Source organism: Devosia sp. MC521 (assembly GCF_014127105.1).
Lineage (GTDB): Bacteria > Pseudomonadota > Alphaproteobacteria > Rhizobiales > Devosiaceae > Devosia.
Genome location: NZ_CP059902.1, coordinates 1,323,587 through 1,345,435, shown reverse-complemented (window position 1 = coordinate 1,345,435; position 21,849 = coordinate 1,323,587). Strand labels below are relative to the sequence as shown.

Below are 21,849 nucleotides of genomic sequence, written 5' to 3'. Positions count from 1 at the left end.
CAGTCCGCGCTTTGTTTCAAACTAAGGAAAACATCGCCAACGGCAGATCCAGCCAACTTCCAAGAAATGGTACATCACCCGATAGTGTTTGGCTTTCGTCTATTTGGCGGAACGCTAGCCCCCATGGTCCATTCCTTACCTTGCTTAAGAATAGGCGCTCATAGGAGGAAAATATCATGGCCAATTCAGGTTCAGACAAACGCAATGCCTCTGGCAACGATCAAGGCAAGTCTGGTGATATGACAAAACAAGCTGGCACTGGCGCTAAGAGCCGCGATGAGAAGAGTTCGGCTGGCGCCGCAAAGAATGACAAACATTCCCAAGACGGCAAAATGGGCCAGAAACACAGCTAAACGCTATATCACGACGGGCGGAGGACCTTGAGCCCTCCGCACCTATGATCGCTAATTTTGCTGAGCGATTTTAGCCACCATTTTGAGTTTGAAGTGAGCTGCTAAATCTTCAAGAGTTGCTAACAGCTCTTCTTTTGCTCGCGACCGCTCTCTCGCCCCCATACCGCGACTTGTCAGCGGTTGATCGTGGCAAACCACTCGCTCAATATGGGATGATCGCGTTAGTCCAAGAAACTGTGCCGCGCGGCGGTAGGTTTCTAGCGCATCTGCAACCGAGAGCGTCAGAACATCCTCTCGCGGTCCGCTGGTGTCCACCTTAACCGCTTCATAGTCCACCGCCCTAGCCCCGCCGATCTGAGCTCGCTCGTAAGCGTTGCGATACTTCGCTGCCGCCATGATCTGAAGCTCTGAAACGCCCTCAAGCCGTGCCAGCCCGCCGATGTATTCGACAAGGTTGAACTGGACCATCACCTTGCCAACGTTCGGCCCGGATTTGATCTGGCGCTGATGGTAGTATTCCGCGTCACTCATCGAAGGGTCTTGGATCAAACGAGCAGCGATAATCCTCTTGGCGTTCTGCTGGCTCATCTCTTTTCCCCTTCTCTCTGTTTGCCGCCGTAAAGCATTCTCGCTGTGCCGTAGGATCCTGGTCCCCACACGTACCAAGCGTGATCCTCGGTTCCGGTTTCGCCATTGCCCGCCCATGAAACTCGGTCGAGCAATGCGATCTTCGCCATGAAGCGAGGATTGTTTTGAAAGAGGTGCCGGCGCGTTTTCCCGAAGTCGAACTTGGCGGTCAGCAGCAAGGCGACCATGCCGTCGCAACGCTCAAGCGCCAGCTCTGCAAACTTCACGGCGTCACGGTTTCCCTTGCCATATGGCGGGTTGGTGATGATGGCGTCGAAGAAGGCTGAGGGGCCTGCGGGCAAGCCAGCGAGGAAGTCGAAGCCGGTATCATGCGCGCGATCATATGTTGCGATGTCGGAAGTGAGGACCTTTGCGCCGTTCACTCTCAACACATCAGCCATCATGTGATTACCCGCAGCAGGTTCCCACACGTGCAGTCCTGCCACCGGAAAGTGACGCAGCAACACTTCCGTTGCCCAAGGCTCTGTCTGATAGAGGTCGTTTGCTTTGCGCGCGAAATTCGACGCAGTGACGGTCATTTCGTTCCCTCTTCGGCCTGTTCTGCGTAGGCTCTCAGCCTGAATTCAATGCTTCTGGATATATCGACAGCCCTTTGAAGCTCTGGCTTGGAAGCAAGCATTGCCTCGCCCCTAGCCACATGCTGGGCCATGTATTCGATCTCTTCTGATTGGGTGATTTTCACGCGGATGGCGCTCATGCAGCGGCCCTCGCTTCTTCGAAAGCCATCGAGCCCCATTGTTCCGCCATCGCGTCGGCAATCCCCTTGAAGAAGCGGCTGCGCTCTGCCCATCGCTGCGGGCCGGGTGGCATGCGATGTACGCGGGCTTCCCTGCCCTCAACCACATCAGTCGGGACGAGTGGCGGCAGGCCCTTGAGCCAGAAGCAGGTGCGCTTCACTTCGCCATGACCGAACTGCCAAGGCTGAACGCTCTGAGCGAAATCCTGGTAGTTGCGGATGCGCTCTTTGGCGTGCCGATGCATCACAGGGTTCTCGATGCAAATGCGATCGATCGGTGCATTCCAGAAGTCCGAGAATAGATCGGCGCCCTCGTCCAGCTCCGCCCACATTTGTTCTTTGGTTTTGCCCGGTGGTGGCGAGGACAGCCAGCGCACGCCGGAATTGCAAAGCCGGGTGCATGGTGGATGCGCCACCATGAGCAGATCCCAGCCATCGTTGAGCAAGTCGCGGGCATCACCGGTGATATGGCGGTTGCTGCGATCCTCGGAAGGTAGCAGGTCGCATGACCAAGCGTCGTGACCGCGATCGAGAAAGGCGTTCCGCACGGTGCCCGAGAATTCGCATCCGACCAGCACCCGCATTGGACGGAAGAAATCGAGCTGTATCGCGCTCATGCCGCACCGCCCACGAACAGACCCGGCTGCGCAGCTTCTTCCGGCGACTTCCACTTCTCGTAGTCGGCACCAATCTGGTCAAAGTTCACCGGGTGCTGTGCCTTGAAATCAGGAAGGTTTGGCCCCGCAATCCAGCCGCCCTTGCCGTCTTTGATCAGCCACTTCTCTTGGCTCCATCGAGCCATGCTGAGCTTGAAGTGCGTAAAGTCCCTGCGGGTCAGATACCCTCGCATCTCAAGCGTGATCGCGAGTTTGATAGCGCCTATTTTCCACGGTGTGAGCGCTACTGGCGCGCTATCTCCCGCCCGAACGTCTGGCACCCAATCTGGCAGCGTAAGCCTAGCGGCAGGGCAGCGCTCGAACCAGTCATCGTGCCCCCACAGTCTATCGGAGAGGCGAGGCAGCGCTGGGCGAAACTTGTCCGAAAGGCGATGCGCGTAAACCGTGATCACCGTTATTCCGAGCAGATCACAAACGTTCTTTAAATCCATGCCAACGCCGTCTGGCACCAGCACTGCCCGACAGTCTGGCTGCGGGAACGAAGCAGTGAAGCTGTGCAGGCCCTCTGCCACTTGTGAGATCACCTTAGCGTTGAGCTTTAGCTTTGCCTCGACGCCGATCTGCATTCCATCAGCGGTGCGAACCAGCAGAATGTCGAAGCCGCCTGTTTCGGGATAAGCGACCCAGCCCTCTGGCAGACTGGCAATGAACGCCGCGCACAGGTCTGTCTCTTTTGCAAACGCGCTCATGCTGCCCTCGCCTGTTCGATTTCTTCGATGCGGAAGGTTGCTTTGCCGGATTGCCCAATGATGACCTTGCGGCCACGCATGCGCTCAACGGCGATGAAGTCGGGATGATCGGGCGAAAGAACGACGAGGCCTTCGGCAGTCGCCGGAACGGGATCGGACTTGAGCGGCAAGGTCAGCGCCTCAACCCACTGCCCAGAGCGCAGCCACTTACCGAGGCCCACGCGATATTCGAGCTGTGATGCTGGGTCGACTTTGCGGGCCTGAGCGTCTTCGATGTGCCACTGGTGATAGCGCTTGGCAGCAACGAGAACGCGGCCATGGCTTTCGACATCGATGGTATTGAAGGCTGCTTCCGCTTCTGACCGGCTCGTCATTGGTCGACGAGGGAACGCTTCCCAAACATCATCAAACGAAACTTGCTCGCTTGCAGCGCGCAGCGCGTTACCGGTTCCCTTACTGGTTCTTTTACTGGTTAGTGTCTCAGAGCTGTGAGACACGGAAACTGCCGATTTTGAGACACGGCTTTCGTCGTTTTTGAGACACGGCTCGTCGCTTTTTTCCGTGTCGCAATCTGAGACACGGGCCACAACATCTAGTGGTTCAAAGCCAACTTCGAACGCTAGCCGATAGCGGGTCGGAAGCTGGCGACGAGTATCCTTGTCGACCTGCTGTTCACGGCGAATGACGCCCTTCTGCTCGAGCTCAGCGAGGATGCGATTGACCGACGCGCGACTGACCTCCGCTTCGCTGGCGAGATAATCTTGTGTTGGATAGCAGCCGTGAACAGGGTTGTGACAGTCAGCGAGGTGCCAGAGAACGATCTTCGCGATCGGACGCAGCCCCTTCTGCTTAACAGCCCAGTTCGTTGCGTCATGGCTCATGGCTGCTGAGCCTCCATGCGCTTCGCGTGCTGCTTTATGCCGTGAAGAACGGTTGTGTGGTCGCGGCCGCCAAGTCGCCGGCCGATCTCGGGCATCGACATCGTAGTCTCAACGCGCATGCGATACATGGCTTCATGCCGTGCCCGGACCGTTGCGCGATCGCGCCTGATACTCATCAGATCAGCCAGATGAATTTCGTACTTCTTGCAGATATCTCGAATGATCACCTTCCATTGCCCGGCCTTAAACAGAGGTGGCTCAGGCAGGCACGGCTCGACTGTCGTCTGCACCGGTGTAACCAGTAAGATGTCTCGTGGTTTGGGAATGGCCTTCTGGCGTGCAACTGGCTTTGCCGTGATCACGCCGAGGCGCACTTTGGCGGCCAGCGCGGCGCTATGCTGGCGCCGTTGTTCAGGCGTCGGCAGTTGGGCATGAGTGCTGAGGTTAAACATGCCCCTGCCCTTTGATGGCCGCGCGCTTGATCGCAGCTTTGACTTTCGCCTGGCTACGGCCAGCTTTAGCTTTCACGAAGGCCTCTAGCTCGGCGTGCATGCACTGCTGCTTACGCTGGTAAGCTTTGGTGGATTGGGCGGGAGCAGACAGGTTCATTCACTTCCTTCCTCGGGCTTAGTTTGGCAAATTCGGGTAGCTTTGATGATCGAGGGGACGTGGGACACGCCCCCTCGATTGGTTATTTCAGCGGCCGCTTTTGTGCGGACGCTTTCTTCGCGTGTGCTTCCGCAACCAGTGCAGAAGCGCGAGCCAATAAATCTTCATCAAAAGCATCTGACCCGAGTGCCCCGTGGGTTTCGATTGTGTGCTGAAGGCGCAGAGCCAGGTGTGCGCACTTGTCGAGGTACGCGAGCTGGATGCGGGCGAATAAGGACACGTCGCACGACTTCGCGCGGCGCTTATAAAAGTGCGTAATCTGGGAAGGCGTTAGGTCGTATTGCTGCGCCAACGCTCCGATTGCGGCTTCTTTTGTGCCGCTAGTGACTTCCTGTAGAGCCACCATTTCCCTGATTAGATTTGACGCCTGATGGGCGCTCATATTGGGCACCTCATTACCGAAAATTGGGTACTTCATTACCCGCCACTCCTGCTTTGATGAGGGTGTTCAGGGCCTCATCAAAGTGAGCAGGAGACGCGGCGTGGTTGAGATCAGCGATGAATTGAGAAGCAAGCTGATACTCTTGTTTCCCAAGCAGGAGGATGGTTCCAATGGCTTGGGAAAGTCGGACGCGAGCAGCGAAAAGCGCGCTCAGCGAAAAGGGGTGGGCCAGTGCGAGGGAGGAGGAAAACGCACCGGCCCTACGGCTTCGCGGGGAGGAGGAAACGCGAGCCGAATTGGAAAAGCTGTCGTTACGACGACGAATAAAGGCGCGCGCTTTCGGGTGTACCGAACCGTGCCCTTGTTGGCGGTCGTTGTGGGTGTTGAGGAATGAGAAGCGCATTAGACGCGCTCCTCAGTTTCGATGCCGATGAGGGCTTTGATCATCGCCACATCATCGGCTTGGGTCTTCTGAGCCGCGACGGGAGCGAAACGGCCCGGCATATAGCCGACCTCTACCCCGTTCGCGGACACGGGGTTCTCAATACCGACAAGGTAAACGCCGCACCCGCACGGCGTCACGCCGCGGAGGGTATAGGTAACGCCCTTCAAAGGGAGAAAAATGCCCATCTCAGAGATACGACGTCGCTCGCCCGATGCTGTTGGCATCAAGCTGTCCTCGTCATAGACGCAAATTACCGGAGCTCCTGGCACTGCCCAGCTTGGAAGGCTCATGACAGCGGTCCCATGATCACGGCAGCGACAAACAGGATCGCGAACCCAGCAAGGGCGGCATATGCGAAGCTGAGCACTCTTAAAGACGGTGCAGGAATGTCAGTGGAACGGGATCGCATCTTAGCCGTCCACCATGCCCAGCGCGCTCATATAGAGCTCAAGAACTGCTTCCTGCTCCATTCGCTCGTTGTGATCCTGCTTGCGGATAGTCACGACTTTGCGCAGGATCTTGGTATCGAAGCCGTTGCCTTTGGCCTCGGCGTAGATCTCCTTGATGTCAGCAGCAATCGCCGCCTTTTCTTCCTCCATCCGCTCTATTCGTTCGATGAACGCGCGGATCTGGTCTTGCGCTACGCTGTCTTCAACTGCGCCGCTGTTGGATGGATATGCCATCTAAGCTTCCTCAGAAATTTGGTGAGCAGTGTTTACTGGCGCGGTGTTGACCAAACCAATCGAACGGGCGCGGCCCGGCAACCGCGTCAGATGCCCGCGCTCCACCAAGGCCGAGACGAGTTCGAAAACGCGACCGGTGCTCGTCTTCAAGCGTCGGGCGATGTCCCGATACGTCGGAGCGAAGCCGTTAGCGTTGAAATGGCCAGTGATGTAATTGAGTGCTTCTGCTTGACGCTCTGTCAGACCTGCTGCCGCTGGAGCGGCCTGCAGTTGTTTGACGTCGGAGAGGGCGAGCTCGCGAACCTCAGCGAATACCACCGCGAGATCATCAATCAGCTGAGCGTTGTTAACGTTGCAAACTGCGCCGTTGTGATTGAACAGAAACCATTCTGCCAGGGCATGATCGTCCCTGCCCGTTTCAAGTGGGAGGGTCATGCGCTTTCTCTCTCAGAATTGGAGGGAAAGAAGTCAGCTTCGGTGATCGGAAGTCCGCTCGCTTTTGCGTGGCGCAAAATTGAGGAGGCGGATCGGTGAGGTATTACCCCGCCCGTGCCGCCTTTGTCTTTCGGCCGCATCCAACGATAGACGCGGCTGATATGGTTGCCAGTCATCGACACAACAGCATCGACGCCGCCAGCTTTGGCGATAACGGATTTAGCAGGGTCAAGTTGATCATCGGACATGCCTACACATTCGCGATTATCGCGAACATTGTCAATGATGAATTCGCGATAATCGCGTTAGCCTTTTTCGCGCAATTCGCGAATGGTGAGCGGCATGGCTGACCCACAACACGCTCTCAAATTATGGCTGTCACAAAAGCTAGAAGTGCATGGCGCGATAACTGCAGCTGCAGAAGCTACAGGCATGTCGAAAGATCAGCTCGGCCGCTCCAAAGAAACCGAGGCGGACGACCCGAAAAAACGCCGCCGACTGCAGCCACATGAAATTGAGGCCCTAGCCCGGCATTTCAACGAGCTCCCACCAGGGTTCGAGGGCATGACTAACTGGCTTCCAGATGGCAGAGCTGCGTCTCGACAAAATGGCGAGCCCTTAAGCTCCGGGAAGACTTTTAGCACCTTCGACCCCGATCAGCCCGACGTCATCGAGGACGAAGGGATGACCCATGGTAGCGAAACGGGCCTACGTGGCGTGCCTGATGGCGCTTCGCCTCAGCTTGATGTGACCGCAGGTATGGGAGCTGGCGGCATTACTGTCGTGAGCGAGGGAGTGCGCGGTAAGTCAGGAATGACGTTCGCAGCCGAGGATATCTCCGACTACTGGCGGGTGCCTCCAGTGATCCTCGCAAGCATGGGGAACGTGAAGCCCACCGACATCACCTTTGTACCGTGCCAGGGCGACAGCATGTCCCCTACTCTGCTCGAGGGGGACGTTGTGGTTGTCGACACACGCCACCGCTGGCCATCACCTGACGGTCTCTATGCTCTTACTGATCCATTTGGCGGCATCATCGTAAAGCGATTGCACGTTACTGACGCGGGCACAGACGAGGATCGAGTTGTGATGGTTGTTTCTGACAATGCAAAGCATGAAACGCGCAAGGTGACGATCAACGATTTGCGGATTGTTGGGCGTGTCCTTAGGAAGTTTGGCATCGTCGGATAACGGCCGGAAAAGTCGTTGGCTGATTTCAATGTTGAAAATAAAATAAGTAGGCACCTCTTAGTAGAATAACGACACCTTATTGCACACTCACGAATATTCACGAGATCAGGATGAACTCACACAACATTCAAAAGCCTGCACTTTGGAAGCCGATAGTAGGCGTACCGGCTACAGCCATCCTCGGGGGATTTGGGCTACTGGGCGTCTTTCATTCATGTTCCACACTTATGAGCGGTTCCGTCTATCAAGTCCAAACGGAAGGCATGTTTATTGGCTCGTCCTGTATCATACTTGCATATTTTGCTTATCGTTTCTGGGGGAGACCGTCATTTCCTAAGAACTAGTTAAAGCAGCGCTGAGGGGCGCTTGGGAGGGGACATGCGACTACTAATTGCCGCCATTACAGCAGCTCAATTGGCTGGGTGTGCCAGCACTCATCCACCTAAGGTGACACCCGCAGAGATAGCGACTAAGTACGGCGGCGTCCGCACCATAGAAGATGGTCTTGTAGTGACCCGCTATCCGGATGGCAGCGGGTCAGTATCAGCTACCGACGACATACTTCAGGATCGATGGTCCATCTCATGTGGAGTCGATGCTATGACAGACAAGCGAGATTGCAGTTTCCACAATCAGATCGGCGGGCTGTTTGTGCACTTTGGTCAGAGCAAAACGCCGCGAGAGGTCTGCGCCTTTGGCCACGACTTCCCCGGTCGCACAGCTCAAATTCGTGTTGACAATAACAGTCCCGTCTCAACCGACAGAGAGGGATGCGTGCCCGCTTCGCGTTTGATAGGGCAGCTGAAAGTTGGCTCCACAGTGGTCGTCAGATATTACGACTGGCCTTATGACTACCCGCGAGACAAATCCAGCTCCCTTGCCGGCTTCAGCAAGACGTTGCAAGTGATCGATGAGACATTAAGCAGGTAGCGTAATCTAAACGCATCTTAGCAAGGGCCGTCCAGACAGAGTGGCGATGTAACTTTTGGACGGCGTTTCTTCGGCTGGTTCCAGTGGAGGAAATAGGGCCGACCTTCGCAAGCGAAACAAAATAAGAACGCATCACGTTGACGTGTGCGTGAGAATCGCCTGAAATAAGAAACGCCCGACTCTTTACGGAGTACGGGCGTTTTCTTTTAACCGCCTTTGGGGGCGACGTCTGTAGCAAGAGCACCTTCTAACGATTTTGACGGTGTGGTCAATCCCCATTTGGCAATCAGTGTTCTGCCGAGAGCACTAACGTAACCTTTTGATAAGAAAGGCTGGTTGCGAATGACTAATGCTTTGACCACCACGAGTATACCTCAGGCCATCCATGATGGTGTCCTTGTAATCGGAGACGCTGAAATACCCTGTAACGTCCTCGAAGATGGGCGGCGAGTATTAACCCAAAGCGGTGTTATGCGCGCACTAGGAAGAGCTAGACAGGCCAAGGGGCGCGGACACTACGATGGCGACGTCAACCTGCCTGCGTTTCTTACTGCCAAGAACCTAAAGCCCTTTATTCCTAGCGAGTTATATGTGACGTCAAGTCAGATAGAGTTCCGCCGCACCACAGGCGGTAAGGCTTTTGGGTATCCGGCAGAGCTACTGCCGTTAGTTTGCGCTGTCTTTGACGATGCAGATAGAGCCGGGAAGTTGGCTAAGCCGCAAAAGCATATAGCTGAGAAGGCACGGATGCTGCTGCGTGGGCTGTTAAATGTAGGTATCGTGGCTTTAGTCGACGAAGCTACCGGCTACCAGAAAGTGAGAGCAAGAGACGAGCTCCAAAAAATTCTGGCCGCATACGTATCACCAGAATTGCTTCCTTGGGCAAAGCGGTTCCCGGATTCCTTTTATGAGAACCTACATAGGGTGCGCGGCTGGGAGTATAAGCCCGGGTCAAACGCTCGTACGGCTTATATAGGAAAACTAACTAATACTCTGATCTACGAACAACTCCCCACCGGCGTTCTTGACGATCTAAGAGAGAAGAATCCGCGAGATCCAATCACCAAACGTCGCAAACATAATCATCACGAGCTGCTAACGACTGACATCGGCAATCCACATCTCGAAAGACAGATAATTTCGGTGAATACGCTCCTTAGTGTCTCTGATGATTGGTCTGAATTCACCCGCCTGTTTACAAAAAAGTTTCCTCCAGGTCCCGGCGATCTATTCGCACCTCCGCCGAGTGAAAAATAGCGCTAAGCCGATTTAGCGAGAATTCGCTTTCTTATTCGCCCTCACCAAGCCCTACCCTCACCGGTAGGGCTTTTTGCTTGCCTCTACATTTCACTGGAGTCAGAGTTCTATGCCCGCAATAGCACGGAGGAACTCCCATGGACGAGGAAAACCAGATCCACGAGGTAGAGGTGTCTAGAAACGGAACCACATATAAGGCCACCTACTTCGTGGAAAACGCGATGATCCACGCTAACATCAACGGCAAAATGGTCAGCAAGACCATAACGACAATTCCGCCACGACAAGCTGCTGTTTGGCTCCTTGAGGCTGAGATAGATGGCCTTCCGCTTGCCGATGACAAGCACTAAAGCAGGGCTGTATCTCGCATTAGTCCAAAGTATTATATAGGGCTCAAAGCCCACCGCCTAAGCTCAAGGTGTTGACCTCCAAAGGATTTCGACACAGAGAGCCCGCCTATACCCCCACAGGCGGGCTCTCGAGCATTTGTCGTATGATCATGCCCCGCCATTGCACGGGGTTTTTCTTTGCCCCGCACTCTGGTAGCAGCGCTTTAAAGCCCAATCTGCTTGATAGCCCATGCAGTAAGAGCCTGAGTGGTAACATTCTCAATCATCTTGAGTGGTGCGGTTGCTAGCTTCTCTGGCCCAAAGGCGGTTTTAACCTTCTGCCAGGTGCCGTCATCGGTCAGCAACGCACCGGCGAATTCATGTCCTTGCCATGTCAAATCTTGGACTGCGATGCGCGCGAACTGGTCAGAGAGAGTTGTGAAAGCGATGCCTCTGATATACCCGGCCTCATGCAGCAGAGCGACGTGCAGAGCAACAACGTCATCCTCTATGCCGTCGATCTCTAGATAGACAGGCTTTGCGTCTGCCCGGTCCTGAATGGCTTTCAGAACCTTCCGCACTACTTCCATGTCGCGCTTCATATCATCCTCCCTACCCTCGAGGTGGGAAACCTTAACGCGCGCCACGCGAATGGCAACATCGACCGGATTTGGGAGCATCTGCACCTCCAATTGACGCCTGCTTATAGCTCCAGTCGCAAGGCTAAGATACATAATTCGCGATTATCGCGCAATTCCGATTGACAACATTCGCGCTTTTCGCGAAACTCCATTCATCAACCGAGCCCGAAGACGCAAACGCAGATCGGCTCAATAGGAGGATGAAGAGAAATGGCACGCACACCAGCCCAGTTTGCCGCAGACCGCCGTCGCAGTCACAGGGCTAGCGCAAAGCGCAGTCAGGCAGCAACCGCAAATATGTTCGATACGCGCCGCCGACTGATTGCACTCGGGGGCGACCGGTCTCTGATTGCGGTCTATTCGGACACGTCGCGCCTAACCGCAGAAATGGCCCGGAAGCACCTGAACGTTGTGCTTAGCGGTCAATTCGCCGACTTCGTTTGAACCCTTCCCACCCTAGCGATCCGCCGAGGTCGCTAGTCCTGAATGGTTATTTCCAACGAAGGGACGGCGGGGCGAGGTCGGAAGACTGAGCAGCTTAATAGGCACCCGCCGAATTATCGAATGGCCGGCACACGAGGACTACGCACGCATCGCGGCAGCAGCCACCTAACGAACGTTCTTTTCAAGACGCCGTCAGCTGGGCGCCGACCTGAGATCGATCCTGCAGAAAGACAAGCACGTTCTGATGCAACGCTGGCTTTGGCTGAGGAGATGTTCAACCGCCCACGCCAGCCAGGCGAACTAGGCTTTGCTGGTCCGGTACCGCAGTCAGCCCAAGAGCGCGCCATGGAGAAGCTCAAGGACACTGAGGCCCGGCAGGCTGCTGAAGGCAACACCGATCTGAACCACGACAATCTTGAGGGCGGATCATGACGCTCTACTACAGGACTTGCTTCTTACTCACCCACATCGCCGTCACCTTTAGCGCCGCCTTTTGGCTTCGTTTCGGGGCATTTCCTTGGGAGTTGATCTGATGAACTGGCAGCAAAAGCTCGCTGAGGCTCAGGAAAAGACTAAGAGCGCCGACCACGTTTCCAGCTTCGACATCTACAATTTGGCCGCGACACGTCACGCGGACAGCGAACAAGCTATGCGCATCGCCGAGCTATCTTCACACCAAGCGGCCGGCACTGTGCCACCGCCTCTAGTGTTTTCTCGCCCAGGGCCCGACCCGAGCAAATCGGAAGCGCTTGAATGGTCCGGCTACGTCCGCTCGGACTCTCCCTATGAACGCTGGAGATAGTCATGGGCATTAAACCGATCCTATTCTCAGCACCGATGGTCCGAGCGCTGCTCGATGGCACGAAGACGCAGACGCGCCGAGTGATCAAGCCGCAGCCAAGTGGCTATCAAGGCAGCCCCAATCCACCGCGCGGCCTGTCATGGGTAAACAAAACCCGTGATGAGCCATACATCGCCCTGCACGACGACCAGGTGCACTGGTGTTGGTGGGATGAGTACAATCAGCAAGGTCCTGACTGGTTCAAGCTGCCGATCGCTAAGGGCGATCAGCTCTGGGTGCGTGAGACTTGGCAGGCGCTGTCATTTGGCGACTACCTCCCAACCAAAAACCGGCCCGCAGACGTGCGCTACGCAGCTGATGATGCGCTGCGAGATCTCACGCCTGGCGTTCGCGGCTATCCCTGGCGCCCATCCATCTTCATGCCACGCTGGGCTTCTCGCCTAACGCTGACCGTTTCTGGTGTGAAGGTCGAGCGCTTGCAAGCCTGCAGCGAAGCCGACGCAATCGCCGAGGGCATGACGCAAGCCACAGCAGACACAGTTTTAAGCCCAGAAGAGCGCGCCCTCTACGCGTCCACGCACATTCTCTGCCCCGACGCTCGCTCGCGCATCCTCTACGCCTCCGTATGGGACCAGATCAACGGCAATGGCGCTTGGGACGCTAACCCCTTCGTTGCCGCCTACACCTTCACCGTCCACCGCAGAAACGTGGATGCGGAAGGGGAAGACACATGAATTTCTCCCAGATCGGAAAGAAGGTGGAGCTTCTCACGGCCACCCAGCGCCTCTGCAGAGAAGCGAAAGACACCGGAAGCCGCAACGCACTGCTTCAAGCACAAGCACTCCTATCTGGTGAGGTCTACGCATCGCTCGAACGCGGCATCAAACTCAACCTGCAGGCAGCTGTCCGAGACGCCTTTGAAGGCGTCTGTCTTCACCCAAATGGCGTCAAGTTCCAGGATGAGAAGGAAGCAGCATGAGAACTCGCACACCAAGCGAAAGCCAGTTTCTTCGGGAGACAAAGGATCACGAACTCATCGTGCTCGCTGACGATGGGCAGAACCGACACCTCACCTTCAAGCAGCCTAGCACCAGCAACCGCTATTTCAATATTACGACTTGGCCCGGCTATCTTTGCATCAGCGGCGACATGGGCTGTTACGTGTTCTCGCGCCTAGCGGACATGTTTGAGTTCTTCCGTGGGGAGGGCATTAACCTCAGCTACTGGGCCGAGAAGCTACAAGCTCACGACAGAGGCGGCGGTCATCGCGAGTTTTCGGAAGAGCTGTTCCGGCATCATATCGTTTCGGACTTTCGCGCCGCATATCCTCAAGGCAAAGAGCGCCGTCTAGAGCACTGGGCAGAGCTGCGCGAAATGCTGGAGTGGGAAACTCCATACTCGACAGAGAGCGCGATTACTGCAGCCATGACTTGGAGGGATGCAGCAGGCGAGCAGCCGTTCAGCGACTTCTACGAACATCGGCTCGAAGACTACACACACCACTTCGTCTGGTGCTGTCACGCAATCCGGTGGGCCGTTGAGCAATACGACGAATACAAGGCCTCACAGCGCTTCCCCGCCCTCACGGTGCTGCACGCTCAGCCGCGCAAAATCGCGGAGGCAGCATGACCACCGCACTAGAGCTTTTGAACAAAGTTGCTGAGGTATCAAGCGCTGTCGGCTGGCAGTCGAACACGGGAGCAGTTGAAACTGCGGGCCAGATCATCTCATGCCTCTACGCTAATCCTGATCAGATCGAGCGCTTCATTACCGAAGGTACAGGCTTGTTCTTCGACGGCACCTTCGCCTTTGAGAACGGCAGTTTGACTTGGCACGCAACTGACGGCCGAGTGATTTCTCCCAGCGAGTACCGCGCTGCCAAGGGGCTGCAGCAATGAGGAAGCCAAATCAAACCGAGCGCAACGCGCTCGCTATGGTTAAGCGCTGCGGCGGTTCGTACTGCCCAAGCCAAGACGCATGCGCTGAACCCTTCATCATGGACACGCTCAACGGCCTAGTCCGCAAGAAATACCTCTCTGTTTCCGCTGAAGATGGCGCACCGCCAATGTTCAAGCTGACAGCGTATGGCGAGAGGGAGGCAGTGAATGGCTAGATCCAAACGCTACGAGTTCAGCAAAGGAACCAAGCGCGAAGCACGCCACCGCTCTCGGGATCTGTGTGAGGCTGTCGGTGAGGTCTATGGCCTTCCGCCAGGACAGCGATGCAATGCGCCACTAAGCGCGGGTGTTGAATACGATCACTACCCTGCCCCCGCAACTGACAAGGGTAGCGACACGCTGGAGAACTGCGTGGCTACCTGCAAAACCTGCCACCGCTTCAAAACGAGTTCGTTCGATGTGCCAATGCAAGCCAAGGCCAAGCGCGTCTCGGACAAGCATCTTGGCATTCGCCCACACTCCAAATGGGCTTCCCGCCCTCTTGGCAGCGGCAACAACCAACGCTCAGCAACCCGCCCTCTTATCAGGAAGAGTGAACAGGTATGACCGACAAGGCAAACGCACTCTCACAGCTTGCGGACAAGCTCTCTTACCGCGTCGAGAACCCATCGGCATGGCCAGAGGGCTTTGATCAGGGAGGTTCAGACCTATTCCGGGAAGCCGCAACGACGATCCGGGCTTTTGCTACCGCATCCAATCCATTGCAGGCAGTAGTGGATAGGTTTCCGGGCGGGGAAGCAGCTTTCAACGCAGTGCTGCAATGCCCGCACGAAATTGACGCCGAAAAGGTTGTCCTCAAGATCGACCATTCGAGGCCGGGCAATGCCATAGCGCAGCTTCACGCCCGCCTCTCCGCCCTCAAAACCACACCTGCACCAGTGAGTGAGGCTACGCACCGACACAAGAAGCGCGGAACTGAATACGTGCTGATCGGCGAAGGCAAGATGCAGGCGGAAACTTGGGTCGATATGTTCGAAGGCGGAGTTCTGTCGGTGGACGATGAAGAAGTGGCTATCTACCGCAGCGCCACCGACCCGACTGAAATATGGGTTCGTCCGCTGGAGGAATTCAGAGATGGCCGCTTCGAAAACCTCACAACATCTACGGGAGGTGAGTTAAATGGGTAAGCCTCTTGCCATCACTGAGAAGCAGGCAACCACCCTGCTCCGCGCTGCAGAAAAGCAGAACGCCGTCATCGAGGTGCAAACCCCGATGGGCCTCGTGCGCCTCATTCCTTCCTCGGTAGTGCGAGAAAGTGAGAAGCGCCAAGATGACGTAGTTGGACACTTCTAAAATGCCTCGCAAGCGCAAGCCCTATACCCTGAGAGAAAAGAACCGGCACGGGAGTTACGTCTGGTATTTTCGCCGCGGCAAGGGCAAGCGTGTGCGCCTACCTGGGGAGTATGAAAGCCCAGAATGGCGAGCTGCTTATGAAGCTGCTCTAGGCGGCGTTGAGCCTCCCAAGCCAATGGCGAGCGGGACCTTCAAGTGGCTCGTTGAGCGATACATGGAAAGCGCGAAGTGGGCCTCACTTGCCACTGGCACGCAGCGCTTCCGTCGCCAAGTGCTGATGCGTGTTGCTGAGACAGGCGGGCATATCCGCATCAGCCAGATTACCCGGCGCATCATTGCAGATGGTCGAGACCGTCGCGCCAAGACGCCGGCCGCAGCGGTAAACTACCTCAAGGTCATGAACCAGATTTTCGCTTTCGCGATTGATGCTGGCTATATGACTGACAATCCAGCCAAAGGCATCGAGAAACCACGTGTTCGCACAACCGGCCATCACCCGTGGTCGATCGATGAAGTGCACCGGTATCAAGCGAAGTGGCCGACTGGCACGCAGCAACGGCTTGCTCTCGACGTGTTGCTCTACACGGGATTTCGCCGCGGTGACGCCGTTCTGTTCGGCAAGCAGCATGTACGCAATGAGGTGATTACCCTTCGCAACGAGAAGACCGGAACGGAAGTCATCGTGCCGCTGCTGTCACCTCTTCGGCGCTCGATAGACGCGACGAAGACAGGCGACCTCGTGTTCCTTTGCACGAGCCACGGACAACCATGGAAGAAAGAGAGCTTTGGGAATTGGTTCAGGGAGCAATGTGAGGCCGCGGGGGTTCCGGGGCGCGCTCACGGACTGCGCAAGGCAGGCGCCACAATCGCGGCAGAAAACGGCGCAACTGATCTGCAGCTAATGGCCATCTTTGGCTGGACCACCGCGGCACAGGCCGGGCTCTACACCAAGTCTGCGAACCGGGCAAAACTGGCGGAGCAAGGAGCAGCACTGCTGGTGATAGACGAGCATGAACCGGGAACGTCTATCCCCGCACCTAGCAATCCGGTGCGGGGAAAATCGGGAAAAACCCAGAAATAACAACCGCTAAAAATGGCTATTCGAATCCTGCAGGGGTCGCCAGTTTCCTGAAATTGTTATCGAACTTTCGGCAGAAGGGGCAGCGTTTGCGCACTGCCCCGGAGCATTCGGGTACGATTGCACTGGTGGGTCACCTGATCCATCAAGCCTAGCGTTGTTTGACGACGCCAAGGCAGGATGGGTCAGTGACATCGGCTAGTCGATTTGTCCGGCCATGGGCAGACCGTTGGAGCGCCAGGCCTCGATACCGCCACGGTACCAATAGGCCTTCCAGCCGGCCATGCCAGCCCGCAGAGCGGCATTGTAGGAGGAGCGGTCCTGCATGCCTGCGCCGAAGAAAATGATCGGGACGGATTTGTCGCCGCCGGTCTCCTCGGTCAGCCAGTCTTCGATAAGCCCCTGAAATCTATCTGTAAGGCTGCCGTCGCGCCCGGCATCGACCACTGCAAAAGCGCCGGGCAAGGTTGCTGTGCCGCCACTGGTATCCACCAACAACCAATTGTCGTTGCCGGTCAGTAGGTCGACGATGGCGGGGGTCGTCAACACATCGGCGCGCATGTGAGCAGCGGGTGTTGGACCGCGATAGGGCGCGGGGAAGAGGACGGAGGTTGCAGGGACACCATAATCGGCCAGCTCGTTGAGCGCGCCCGCGGTAACCATCATCTCTGAGGTCACGGCAACAGTGTCGGCCTGAGCCGGTGGTGCAGAGGAAGTCTGCGTTCCACCCAGTTCCACCTCAGCGAGCATGCCAATGAGATATTCAATGAGGTCGTAGCACATGGTGATACTGCCCTCACTGGGGTTATACCATGCGTTGAGTTCACCGCACTGGCGATAGGTCACACTCAGGTCACGCGGCAGAACGTAAGTCTTGGCAAGGTCTTCGGCAAAACCGCGCAAACCATCTTCAAATGTTTCGACCAAGAAACGGCTGACCGGAGTTGTCGGCAGCTCGAACGTCACCTTCACAGCAGCGCCGGGGGCATCAGCCATCAAATGCCCGTCTGGATGCCATGTGCTAATGCGAGTGTGCGGCGCCAGGATTGTGCGCCAAGCGCGGTTTTGGCGATTGAACTCTTCGGCGCAACGCGACAGCGTCCGCTCTTCCATGCCGACCTGCTCGGCGATGTGTTCGTAAAGACCCGGATTGCCACCGTAGATCACGCAGAACGTATTGCGGAAGCGCCGCAAATCGCCGGTGTGCTAATCCTGCCAAGGCAACTGCTCGCCGGTCTGGGAATTGATCATACCGCCATAGTACCAAGGCAGGACCGAGTAGATCGCCACTTCGCGGCCGATCAGATCGATATTTTCATCACCCGAGGGATACATGGTCGGCTCGACGACGCGCAGCGCGGAGAAAATGTCGACTGCGTCTTCTTCCGGCCCGGTGGAGGGCAATTGCAGTTCGGCAATCAGGGCATGGCCGAATTCATGCATGAAAATGCCATTGGTGACGCCCAGATAAGCGCCGATCAATTGCGACTCATGTGTGTTGATGAAGGGGATAGCTCCCTCCCCTGTTGATGAGGTTGGGGGCGGAGCGGCGCTGGTTCCCGTCGTTTGCGGCGCTGCAGCATTGGTCGTCGACACGGCAAAATCGCTAAAATAGAAATCGCCACGCTCGTAGGCCAAAATGCCAACGGCACCGCCAAGAATTGCCTGCTCATTGACCTGTGCGATGAGCTTTCCATTGAGGAAAAAGCCACCCACGCCGGGCTGTTCAACCCATTCCAGCAGATCAGTGCCGTCCACCTTCGCAGCGCCCGGGAGCCGACCAATCTCGGTAGATTTGCCGTCCTCACCAAAGCACAGGACGAGGCCATCACCACCCAGGGTGATCTCGCCAAGGCATGAGTTCTTGGTGGTAGCGCTTTCGACAACAATGCCAGCCGCCGAGAGTTTGAACTCCTCGACAGTCCGGCCTTGTGGGGGGCGAATGTTGACGTTGACCTTTACGACGCGCTCGCCGGAAGCGACGGGGCCGCCCATAGGCATGGTGAAGAAGTTTTCCGAGCTTGCCTTGTTTTCGTTGACCAGCACCAACCACTCATTCTCGAAAAACGTGCCCCACCCTTCACGGTTTCCGGAGCCAATGATCGAGGTCGCCAGCGGCCCCATGATCTCAGCCATGCGGGTGGCATTGGCGTCGCTCCCCGCCGGTGGCGGTGTTGTGGCGGGGGCATCAGCGGGTGCTGACGCGCCTGCGCTGCCGCCCCGTGGTGGCAGACCCGAGCCTTGAGCCAGTGGAGGAGCACTGTCCTCCATATCGGTCACCATGAATTCAGCGACGCCAAAGGTGCCGCGCTCGAAGGCCATAACCCCAAGCTCGTCGCCCAACGCGGCGGCATTTGGGACGTCACCCAGAAGCTTGCCGTTGACGATGAAGGTGGCAAGACCGGGCGTTTCGATCAAATCAATGACGTCAGTGCCATCGAGTTTCGCGGCTTTGGCGACCGTGGCGACTGATTCAAATTTCCCATCGATGACGCAAAACAGATTGGCAGCCGCTTCCGCAGTTAACTCGGCGACGCAGGTCCCCTTGTTGGCACTGTTGCGCACCACCATCCCGATGGCAGCAGTGGGCTGGTCGGAACTGATGGAAACATTGACGGAAGCACGACGCCCCGCGGCACTGGGCGGGCCCGCTTTGATGGTCAGAGTTTGTTCGGATTTTTCGAGAGTGTCGTTGCGCATAACGAACCAGCCGTCTTGCTCGCCGGCAAACCAGCCGCGTTGCAATTGCTGATCCACAACACCGTCCAGCGCTCCCAGTATCTGCTGGCCGAAAGCCGGGCCGGACAGTGACAACCCAGAGGCTGCGACACAAAAAGCTAACTTAGAAAATTTCATCGACAACCTGATAATCAAAACTGCTGCGAGGCAATGTGGACTGGGTAAGCGACCGGGCGTCCAAGAAATATTCTAGCCGCCGTAAACTCAAACAATCAAACTGGTATTCCAGTTTCGCGCAAGATGCCAATTGCGGGTGTGCATGGAGGCCGGTTTCAGGACCTGCGAGGCGCACAGTCTGCGCAAGTCGATAAATAGTCGCTCGCGGAAAAATTTGAGTACTACCAGTGATCAAGCAGGCCTAAGCGGTCAGATCCATCTGACATATTTGACGAGCAGAATTTTAGTCTCGGCTCTCGGGACAAAAAAAGACCGCCCCCGAATGGGAGCGGTCTATGCCGTTTAGCGTAGAACAGAATCTGTACCGAGCTTATGCCGTTGTGCTGCGCGGGATCAGCATAGCGAGGACTGCGCATACCACGGCAGCGACCAGCCCCATGACGAAGACGGAGTGGAACCCGGCGCTATGATCAGCACTGGCTGTGCTCGCAAGGATCGAGCCTACCAGTGCTGCGGCTACGGTGGTGCCGAACGAGCGCATGAGCGTATTCAGGCCGTTGGCGGCAGCGGTTTCACTGCGCGGGACCGCATCCATTATCAGCGCGGGCATTGCTGCGTAGCCAAGGCCGATGCCGATGCCGATGACCACATTCACGATCGGGATGTAGATGGCTTGCAGAGGCACAAGAACGCAGAAGAGATAGGCCACCGCGATCACTGAAGCGCCAGCCACGAGAAGCGGGCGCGCACCCACACTGCGGGCAATAAGACCGGAAATCGGCGACATGGCCAGCATGGCCAAGCCGGCAGGCATGAGCATCAGGCTGGCGGAGAGAAGATCGATCCCCATTCCGCCCAAGGCGGCAGGAAACTGCAGCAATTGTGGGAAGGCGATGCTGGAAGAGAACAGGGCAAAGCCCATGGCCACTGACGCAAGATTGGTAGTGAGAACGGCAGGCTTAACGCTCACGCGCAGGTCGACCAATGGGTTGGAAATGCGCAATTCGTAGATGGTCCATAGCGCCAAAGCGACAAGGCCGACGCCAAAGCACAGCAAGGTCGGCATAGCGCCCCAGCCCCAAGTGTTGCCGCGGGAGATCGCAAGCAGCAGCCCAGTAAGACCAATGGCGAGACCGATGACACCAACCACGTCAACGCGTCCACCGCTCTTGACGCCGGTCTTTGGCACGATTGCCCAGATCAGCGCAAAGGCGAGTGTGGCGAGACCCGCCGCCAAAATGAACAGCATGTGCCAATCAAGATTTTCGGTCACCAGAGCGCTGACCGGCAAGCCGATGGCACCGCCAACGCCGAGCGTCGCACTGACCAAAGCAATGGAACTGCCCAAGCGCCGCGTATCGACAATGTCGCGCAGAAGGGAAATGCCGAGAGGGATAACACCCATGCCCATGCCCTGAAGCGTGCGGCCAAGGATCATGGGTATGAGGCCTTGAGACATGGCGCAGACTAGCGAGCCCAGGGTCAGAATAGCCATCAGGATCAGCGCGACAGTACGCTTGCCGAACATGTCGCCAAGCTTGCCCACAATCGGGGTTGAGACCGAGGCGGCCAAGAGAGTGGCTGTGATCACCCAAGCGGTGTCTTCTGCCGGCGCATTGAGCAATTCAGGCAACTTGCTCTGAATTGGAATGAGGATCGTCTGCATGAAAGACGCGCCCATGCCCGCAAAGGCAAGAACGCCTACGGTGAGGCTTTGTCTTGCGCTGCTATAGGGTGAAGAAAAAACATGAGCGGAGTCGGCTCGCACGAAAGGCCTCGAATTTTAAGATTGGGTCTACTATATGAGACTGCGTATCACACGATAGGGAGTCGTGAGAAATGAATTTGCGCGAACGCACCGCTGAAATCATGCGGACCGAAACGGCACGAGCGGCGCTCGATGTGCTCCTCGCGCATGGTTATGATGGCATGACGGCGGACGAACTCGCCAAGGCCGTTGGCATCTCGCGAGCGACGTTCTTCCGATATTTCGGATCTAAGGACGAAGTGATCATCGCTGCGATGCTGGAGGCTGACGACTTCTTTGAGCGCAGGTTCCGGGAATTTGCGGCGGACACGGAGGACGGTCTGTGGGCGCGGATGCGCCGGGCATTTGAACCCACTGTGCTGGCCGCAGAAACGAACAGCGAAAAATTGCGCGCACGCACGCGCCTTATTCAATCGCAGCCCATGCTAGGGGCTAGGTTGCGTCGGGCACGCCTGCCGCAGATTGAACGACTTGCAGCTGTACTGGAGGAAGAGGGCCTGACCGACATCCAAGCTCACGCCATGGCCACGGCGGCAATTGCCGTACTGGATTATTGCTGGTCGCAATGGGCGCGAGACGATGAGGCTTCGCTGCGGTCCATCCTCGACGAAGCATTCCGCTTTATGGGACGCTAAAGGCCGGCTAGCACCGCAATAGATGAGAGGCGCAGACACTGCCTGCACCTCAAGCGCAAAAACCAACTC

At 56.7% G+C, this 21,849-nt stretch carries 35 protein-coding genes and 1 pseudogene; 18 read left to right on the top strand and 18 right to left on the bottom strand.

Annotation, left to right across the window (positions count from 1 at the left end):
* Positions 1-176: 176 nt before the first annotated feature.
* The gene (locus tag H4N61_RS06440) at positions 177-353 is read left to right on the top strand and encodes a hypothetical protein (protein ID WP_182395450.1); all 177 of its coding nucleotides are present in this window, start codon (positions 177-179) and stop codon (positions 351-353) included.
* A 51-nt stretch (positions 354-404) separates the two neighbouring features.
* Here the strand turns inward: H4N61_RS06440 and H4N61_RS06435 are convergent, their stop codons facing one another.
* The 14 genes from H4N61_RS06435 to H4N61_RS06370 form a co-directional block, all read right to left on the bottom strand.
* On the bottom strand, positions 405-941 hold the full coding sequence (locus H4N61_RS06435; protein ID WP_182395449.1) for a hypothetical protein: 537 nt from the start codon (positions 939-941) through the stop codon (positions 405-407).
* Positions 938-1,519 carry a hypothetical protein gene (locus tag H4N61_RS06430; protein WP_182395447.1) on the bottom strand — a complete coding sequence of 194 codons (582 nt, stop codon included), beginning with the start codon at positions 1,517-1,519 and terminating at the stop codon, positions 938-940. Before H4N61_RS06430 ends, H4N61_RS06435 begins: the two co-directional genes overlap by 4 nt.
* The gene (locus H4N61_RS06425; protein WP_182395445.1) at positions 1,516-1,698 is read right to left on the bottom strand and encodes a hypothetical protein; all 183 of its coding nucleotides are present in this window, start codon (positions 1,696-1,698) and stop codon (positions 1,516-1,518) included. Before H4N61_RS06425 ends, H4N61_RS06430 begins: the two co-directional genes overlap by 4 nt.
* Positions 1,695-2,354: a hypothetical protein gene (locus H4N61_RS06420; protein WP_248306575.1), complete on the bottom strand. Its 660-nt coding sequence runs from the start codon at positions 2,352-2,354 to the stop codon at positions 1,695-1,697. Before H4N61_RS06420 ends, H4N61_RS06425 begins: the two co-directional genes overlap by 4 nt.
* The gene (locus H4N61_RS06415) at positions 2,351-3,103 is read right to left on the bottom strand and encodes a hypothetical protein (protein ID WP_182395444.1); all 753 of its coding nucleotides are present in this window, start codon (positions 3,101-3,103) and stop codon (positions 2,351-2,353) included. The genes H4N61_RS06420 and H4N61_RS06415 overlap by 4 nt, the downstream gene beginning before the upstream one ends.
* Positions 3,100-3,984, bottom strand: coding sequence for a helix-turn-helix domain-containing protein (locus tag H4N61_RS06410; protein WP_182395442.1), 885 nt, complete (start codon positions 3,982-3,984; stop codon positions 3,100-3,102). The genes H4N61_RS06415 and H4N61_RS06410 overlap by 4 nt, the downstream gene beginning before the upstream one ends.
* On the bottom strand, positions 3,981-4,436 hold the full coding sequence (locus tag H4N61_RS06405) for a helix-turn-helix domain-containing protein (protein WP_182395441.1): 456 nt from the start codon (positions 4,434-4,436) through the stop codon (positions 3,981-3,983). Before H4N61_RS06405 ends, H4N61_RS06410 begins: the two co-directional genes overlap by 4 nt.
* Positions 4,429-4,593, bottom strand: coding sequence for a hypothetical protein (locus tag H4N61_RS06400; protein WP_182395439.1), 165 nt, complete (start codon positions 4,591-4,593; stop codon positions 4,429-4,431). Before H4N61_RS06400 ends, H4N61_RS06405 begins: the two co-directional genes overlap by 8 nt.
* Positions 4,594-4,675: 82 nt before the next feature.
* Entirely contained in the window at positions 4,676-5,071 is a 396-nt protein-coding gene (locus tag H4N61_RS06395; protein ID WP_182395437.1) for a hypothetical protein, read from the bottom strand.
* Positions 5,049-5,438, bottom strand: a complete 390-nt coding sequence (locus H4N61_RS06390) for a hypothetical protein (protein ID WP_182395436.1) — start codon at positions 5,436-5,438, stop codon at positions 5,049-5,051. The genes H4N61_RS06395 and H4N61_RS06390 overlap by 23 nt, the downstream gene beginning before the upstream one ends.
* A complete protein-coding gene (locus H4N61_RS06385) occupies positions 5,438-5,770 on the bottom strand; it encodes a hypothetical protein (protein ID WP_182395434.1) in 333 nt (110 codons plus the stop codon). The genes H4N61_RS06390 and H4N61_RS06385 overlap by 1 nt, the downstream gene beginning before the upstream one ends.
* A gap of 120 nt (positions 5,771-5,890) precedes the next feature.
* Positions 5,891-6,163, bottom strand: coding sequence for a DUF2312 domain-containing protein (locus tag H4N61_RS06380; RefSeq protein ID WP_182395433.1), 273 nt, complete (start codon positions 6,161-6,163; stop codon positions 5,891-5,893).
* Complete coding sequence (locus H4N61_RS06375) at positions 6,164-6,598, bottom strand: hypothetical protein (RefSeq protein WP_182395431.1); 435 nt, start codon at positions 6,596-6,598, stop codon at positions 6,164-6,166.
* The gene (locus tag H4N61_RS06370) at positions 6,595-6,846 is read right to left on the bottom strand and encodes a hypothetical protein (protein WP_210337013.1); all 252 of its coding nucleotides are present in this window, start codon (positions 6,844-6,846) and stop codon (positions 6,595-6,597) included. The genes H4N61_RS06375 and H4N61_RS06370 overlap by 4 nt, the downstream gene beginning before the upstream one ends.
* A gap of 94 nt (positions 6,847-6,940) precedes the next feature.
* On the opposite strand from H4N61_RS06370, the gene H4N61_RS06365 reads away from it, so the two are divergent.
* The 4 genes from H4N61_RS06365 (at position 6,941) to H4N61_RS06350 (ending at position 10,326) form a co-directional block, all read left to right on the top strand.
* The gene (locus H4N61_RS06365) at positions 6,941-7,789 is read left to right on the top strand and encodes a S24 family peptidase (protein ID WP_182395429.1); all 849 of its coding nucleotides are present in this window, start codon (positions 6,941-6,943) and stop codon (positions 7,787-7,789) included.
* 378 nt (positions 7,790-8,167) lie between these two features.
* Positions 8,168-8,719: a hypothetical protein gene (locus tag H4N61_RS06360; RefSeq protein WP_182395427.1), complete on the top strand. Its 552-nt coding sequence runs from the start codon at positions 8,168-8,170 to the stop codon at positions 8,717-8,719.
* Positions 8,720-9,073: 354 nt separating this feature from the next.
* A complete protein-coding gene (locus H4N61_RS06355; protein WP_199368506.1) occupies positions 9,074-9,976 on the top strand; it encodes a P63C domain-containing protein in 903 nt (300 codons plus the stop codon).
* A gap of 137 nt (positions 9,977-10,113) precedes the next feature.
* Entirely contained in the window at positions 10,114-10,326 is a 213-nt protein-coding gene (locus H4N61_RS06350) for a hypothetical protein (protein WP_182395423.1), read from the top strand.
* Between the two features lie 203 nt (positions 10,327-10,529).
* Here H4N61_RS06350 and H4N61_RS06345 read toward each other — a convergent pair whose 3' ends face one another.
* Positions 10,530-10,985, bottom strand: a complete 456-nt coding sequence (locus tag H4N61_RS06345) for a DUF2513 domain-containing protein (RefSeq protein WP_182395421.1) — start codon at positions 10,983-10,985, stop codon at positions 10,530-10,532.
* 171 nt (positions 10,986-11,156) lie between these two features.
* Between H4N61_RS06345 and H4N61_RS06340 the strand changes: the two genes are divergently transcribed.
* The 12 genes from H4N61_RS06340 to H4N61_RS06285 all read left to right on the top strand — a co-directional run bounded on the left by H4N61_RS06340 (position 11,157) and on the right by H4N61_RS06285 (position 16,524).
* A complete protein-coding gene (locus tag H4N61_RS06340; protein WP_182395420.1) occupies positions 11,157-11,390 on the top strand; it encodes a hypothetical protein in 234 nt (77 codons plus the stop codon).
* A 270-nt stretch (positions 11,391-11,660) separates the two neighbouring features.
* Positions 11,661-11,822 carry a hypothetical protein gene (locus H4N61_RS06335; protein ID WP_182395418.1) on the top strand — a complete coding sequence of 54 codons (162 nt, stop codon included), beginning with the start codon at positions 11,661-11,663 and terminating at the stop codon, positions 11,820-11,822.
* A 100-nt stretch (positions 11,823-11,922) separates the two neighbouring features.
* Positions 11,923-12,192 carry a hypothetical protein gene (locus H4N61_RS06330; RefSeq protein ID WP_182395416.1) on the top strand — a complete coding sequence of 90 codons (270 nt, stop codon included), beginning with the start codon at positions 11,923-11,925 and terminating at the stop codon, positions 12,190-12,192.
* A gap of 2 nt (positions 12,193-12,194) precedes the next feature.
* A complete protein-coding gene (locus H4N61_RS06325) occupies positions 12,195-12,926 on the top strand; it encodes a hypothetical protein (protein ID WP_182395415.1) in 732 nt (243 codons plus the stop codon).
* The gene (locus H4N61_RS06320; protein WP_182395413.1) at positions 12,923-13,171 is read left to right on the top strand and encodes a hypothetical protein; all 249 of its coding nucleotides are present in this window, start codon (positions 12,923-12,925) and stop codon (positions 13,169-13,171) included. Before H4N61_RS06325 ends, H4N61_RS06320 begins: the two co-directional genes overlap by 4 nt.
* Positions 13,168-13,821, top strand: coding sequence for a hypothetical protein (locus H4N61_RS06315; protein ID WP_182395411.1), 654 nt, complete (start codon positions 13,168-13,170; stop codon positions 13,819-13,821). The genes H4N61_RS06320 and H4N61_RS06315 overlap by 4 nt, the downstream gene beginning before the upstream one ends.
* The gene (locus H4N61_RS06310; protein ID WP_182395409.1) at positions 13,818-14,090 is read left to right on the top strand and encodes a hypothetical protein; all 273 of its coding nucleotides are present in this window, start codon (positions 13,818-13,820) and stop codon (positions 14,088-14,090) included. The genes H4N61_RS06315 and H4N61_RS06310 overlap by 4 nt, the downstream gene beginning before the upstream one ends.
* The gene (locus H4N61_RS06305) at positions 14,087-14,305 is read left to right on the top strand and encodes a hypothetical protein (protein ID WP_182395407.1); all 219 of its coding nucleotides are present in this window, start codon (positions 14,087-14,089) and stop codon (positions 14,303-14,305) included. The genes H4N61_RS06310 and H4N61_RS06305 overlap by 4 nt, the downstream gene beginning before the upstream one ends.
* Positions 14,298-14,696, top strand: coding sequence for an HNH endonuclease (locus tag H4N61_RS06300; protein ID WP_182395405.1), 399 nt, complete (start codon positions 14,298-14,300; stop codon positions 14,694-14,696). The genes H4N61_RS06305 and H4N61_RS06300 overlap by 8 nt, the downstream gene beginning before the upstream one ends.
* Positions 14,693-15,277: a hypothetical protein gene (locus H4N61_RS06295; protein ID WP_182395403.1), complete on the top strand. Its 585-nt coding sequence runs from the start codon at positions 14,693-14,695 to the stop codon at positions 15,275-15,277. The genes H4N61_RS06300 and H4N61_RS06295 overlap by 4 nt, the downstream gene beginning before the upstream one ends.
* Complete coding sequence (locus H4N61_RS06290; RefSeq protein ID WP_182395402.1) at positions 15,270-15,443, top strand: hypothetical protein; 174 nt, start codon at positions 15,270-15,272, stop codon at positions 15,441-15,443. The genes H4N61_RS06295 and H4N61_RS06290 overlap by 8 nt, the downstream gene beginning before the upstream one ends.
* A 1-nt stretch (position 15,444) precedes the next feature.
* Positions 15,445-16,524, top strand: coding sequence for a site-specific integrase (locus H4N61_RS06285; protein WP_182395400.1), 1,080 nt, complete (start codon positions 15,445-15,447; stop codon positions 16,522-16,524).
* 195 nt (positions 16,525-16,719) lie between these two features.
* On the opposite strand, the gene H4N61_RS18495 is transcribed toward H4N61_RS06285, so the two are convergent.
* The 3 genes and pseudogenes from H4N61_RS18495 to H4N61_RS06270 all read right to left on the bottom strand — a co-directional run bounded on the left by H4N61_RS18495 (position 16,720) and on the right by H4N61_RS06270 (position 21,145).
* Entirely contained in the window at positions 16,720-17,271 is a 552-nt protein-coding gene (locus H4N61_RS18495) for a rhodanese-like domain-containing protein (protein ID WP_349236480.1), read from the bottom strand.
* Positions 17,263-18,792 (bottom strand): annotated as a pseudogene (locus H4N61_RS06275) (DUF4344 domain-containing metallopeptidase); the annotation flags it as partial. The gene H4N61_RS18495 and the pseudogene H4N61_RS06275, both read right to left, overlap by 9 nt.
* Before the next feature lie 955 nt (positions 18,793-19,747).
* Entirely contained in the window at positions 19,748-21,145 is a 1,398-nt protein-coding gene (locus tag H4N61_RS06270; RefSeq protein ID WP_282567624.1) for an MFS transporter, read from the bottom strand.
* A 71-nt stretch (positions 21,146-21,216) separates the two neighbouring features.
* Here H4N61_RS06270 and H4N61_RS06265 point away from each other — a divergent pair, with 71 nt between their 5' ends.
* A complete protein-coding gene (locus H4N61_RS06265) occupies positions 21,217-21,780 on the top strand; it encodes a TetR family transcriptional regulator (protein ID WP_169194153.1) in 564 nt (187 codons plus the stop codon).
* Positions 21,781-21,849 lie beyond the last annotated feature (69 nt).

Coding starts and splice junctions, on each gene's coding strand:
- H4N61_RS06440 (WP_182395450.1), top strand. CDS start 177: ATGGCCAATTCAGGTTCAGACAAACGCAATGCCTCTGGCAACGATCAA.
- H4N61_RS06435 (WP_182395449.1), bottom strand. CDS start 941: ATGAGCCAGCAGAACGCCAAGAGGATTATCGCTGCTCGTTTGATCCAA.
- H4N61_RS06430 (WP_182395447.1), bottom strand. CDS start 1,519: ATGACCGTCACTGCGTCGAATTTCGCGCGCAAAGCAAACGACCTCTAT.
- H4N61_RS06425 (WP_182395445.1), bottom strand. CDS start 1,698: ATGAGCGCCATCCGCGTGAAAATCACCCAATCAGAAGAGATCGAATAC.
- H4N61_RS06420 (WP_248306575.1), bottom strand. CDS start 2,354: ATGAGCGCGATACAGCTCGATTTCTTCCGTCCAATGCGGGTGCTGGTC.
- H4N61_RS06415 (WP_182395444.1), bottom strand. CDS start 3,103: ATGAGCGCGTTTGCAAAAGAGACAGACCTGTGCGCGGCGTTCATTGCC.
- H4N61_RS06410 (WP_182395442.1), bottom strand. CDS start 3,984: ATGAGCCATGACGCAACGAACTGGGCTGTTAAGCAGAAGGGGCTGCGT.
- H4N61_RS06405 (WP_182395441.1), bottom strand. CDS start 4,436: ATGTTTAACCTCAGCACTCATGCCCAACTGCCGACGCCTGAACAACGG.
- H4N61_RS06400 (WP_182395439.1), bottom strand. CDS start 4,593: ATGAACCTGTCTGCTCCCGCCCAATCCACCAAAGCTTACCAGCGTAAG.
- H4N61_RS06395 (WP_182395437.1), bottom strand. CDS start 5,071: ATGAAGTACCCAATTTTCGGTAATGAGGTGCCCAATATGAGCGCCCAT.
- H4N61_RS06390 (WP_182395436.1), bottom strand. CDS start 5,438: ATGCGCTTCTCATTCCTCAACACCCACAACGACCGCCAACAAGGGCAC.
- H4N61_RS06385 (WP_182395434.1), bottom strand. CDS start 5,770: ATGAGCCTTCCAAGCTGGGCAGTGCCAGGAGCTCCGGTAATTTGCGTC.
- H4N61_RS06380 (WP_182395433.1), bottom strand. CDS start 6,163: ATGGCATATCCATCCAACAGCGGCGCAGTTGAAGACAGCGTAGCGCAA.
- H4N61_RS06375 (WP_182395431.1), bottom strand. CDS start 6,598: ATGACCCTCCCACTTGAAACGGGCAGGGACGATCATGCCCTGGCAGAA.
- H4N61_RS06370 (WP_210337013.1), bottom strand. CDS start 6,846: ATGTCCGATGATCAACTTGACCCTGCTAAATCCGTTATCGCCAAAGCT.
- H4N61_RS06365 (WP_182395429.1), top strand. CDS start 6,941: ATGGCTGACCCACAACACGCTCTCAAATTATGGCTGTCACAAAAGCTA.
- H4N61_RS06360 (WP_182395427.1), top strand. CDS start 8,168: ATGCGACTACTAATTGCCGCCATTACAGCAGCTCAATTGGCTGGGTGT.
- H4N61_RS06350 (WP_182395423.1), top strand. CDS start 10,114: ATGGACGAGGAAAACCAGATCCACGAGGTAGAGGTGTCTAGAAACGGA.
- H4N61_RS06345 (WP_182395421.1), bottom strand. CDS start 10,985: ATGCTCCCAAATCCGGTCGATGTTGCCATTCGCGTGGCGCGCGTTAAG.
- H4N61_RS06340 (WP_182395420.1), top strand. CDS start 11,157: ATGGCACGCACACCAGCCCAGTTTGCCGCAGACCGCCGTCGCAGTCAC.
- H4N61_RS06335 (WP_182395418.1), top strand. CDS start 11,661: ATGTTCAACCGCCCACGCCAGCCAGGCGAACTAGGCTTTGCTGGTCCG.
- H4N61_RS06330 (WP_182395416.1), top strand. CDS start 11,923: ATGAACTGGCAGCAAAAGCTCGCTGAGGCTCAGGAAAAGACTAAGAGC.
- H4N61_RS06325 (WP_182395415.1), top strand. CDS start 12,195: ATGGGCATTAAACCGATCCTATTCTCAGCACCGATGGTCCGAGCGCTG.
- H4N61_RS06320 (WP_182395413.1), top strand. CDS start 12,923: ATGAATTTCTCCCAGATCGGAAAGAAGGTGGAGCTTCTCACGGCCACC.
- H4N61_RS06315 (WP_182395411.1), top strand. CDS start 13,168: ATGAGAACTCGCACACCAAGCGAAAGCCAGTTTCTTCGGGAGACAAAG.
- H4N61_RS06310 (WP_182395409.1), top strand. CDS start 13,818: ATGACCACCGCACTAGAGCTTTTGAACAAAGTTGCTGAGGTATCAAGC.
- H4N61_RS06305 (WP_182395407.1), top strand. CDS start 14,087: ATGAGGAAGCCAAATCAAACCGAGCGCAACGCGCTCGCTATGGTTAAG.
- H4N61_RS06300 (WP_182395405.1), top strand. CDS start 14,298: ATGGCTAGATCCAAACGCTACGAGTTCAGCAAAGGAACCAAGCGCGAA.
- H4N61_RS06295 (WP_182395403.1), top strand. CDS start 14,693: ATGACCGACAAGGCAAACGCACTCTCACAGCTTGCGGACAAGCTCTCT.
- H4N61_RS06290 (WP_182395402.1), top strand. CDS start 15,270: ATGGGTAAGCCTCTTGCCATCACTGAGAAGCAGGCAACCACCCTGCTC.
- H4N61_RS06285 (WP_182395400.1), top strand. CDS start 15,445: ATGCCTCGCAAGCGCAAGCCCTATACCCTGAGAGAAAAGAACCGGCAC.
- H4N61_RS18495 (WP_349236480.1), bottom strand. CDS start 17,271: ATGCTCGCTGAGGTGGAACTGGGTGGAACGCAGACTTCCTCTGCACCA.
- H4N61_RS06265 (WP_169194153.1), top strand. CDS start 21,217: ATGAATTTGCGCGAACGCACCGCTGAAATCATGCGGACCGAAACGGCA.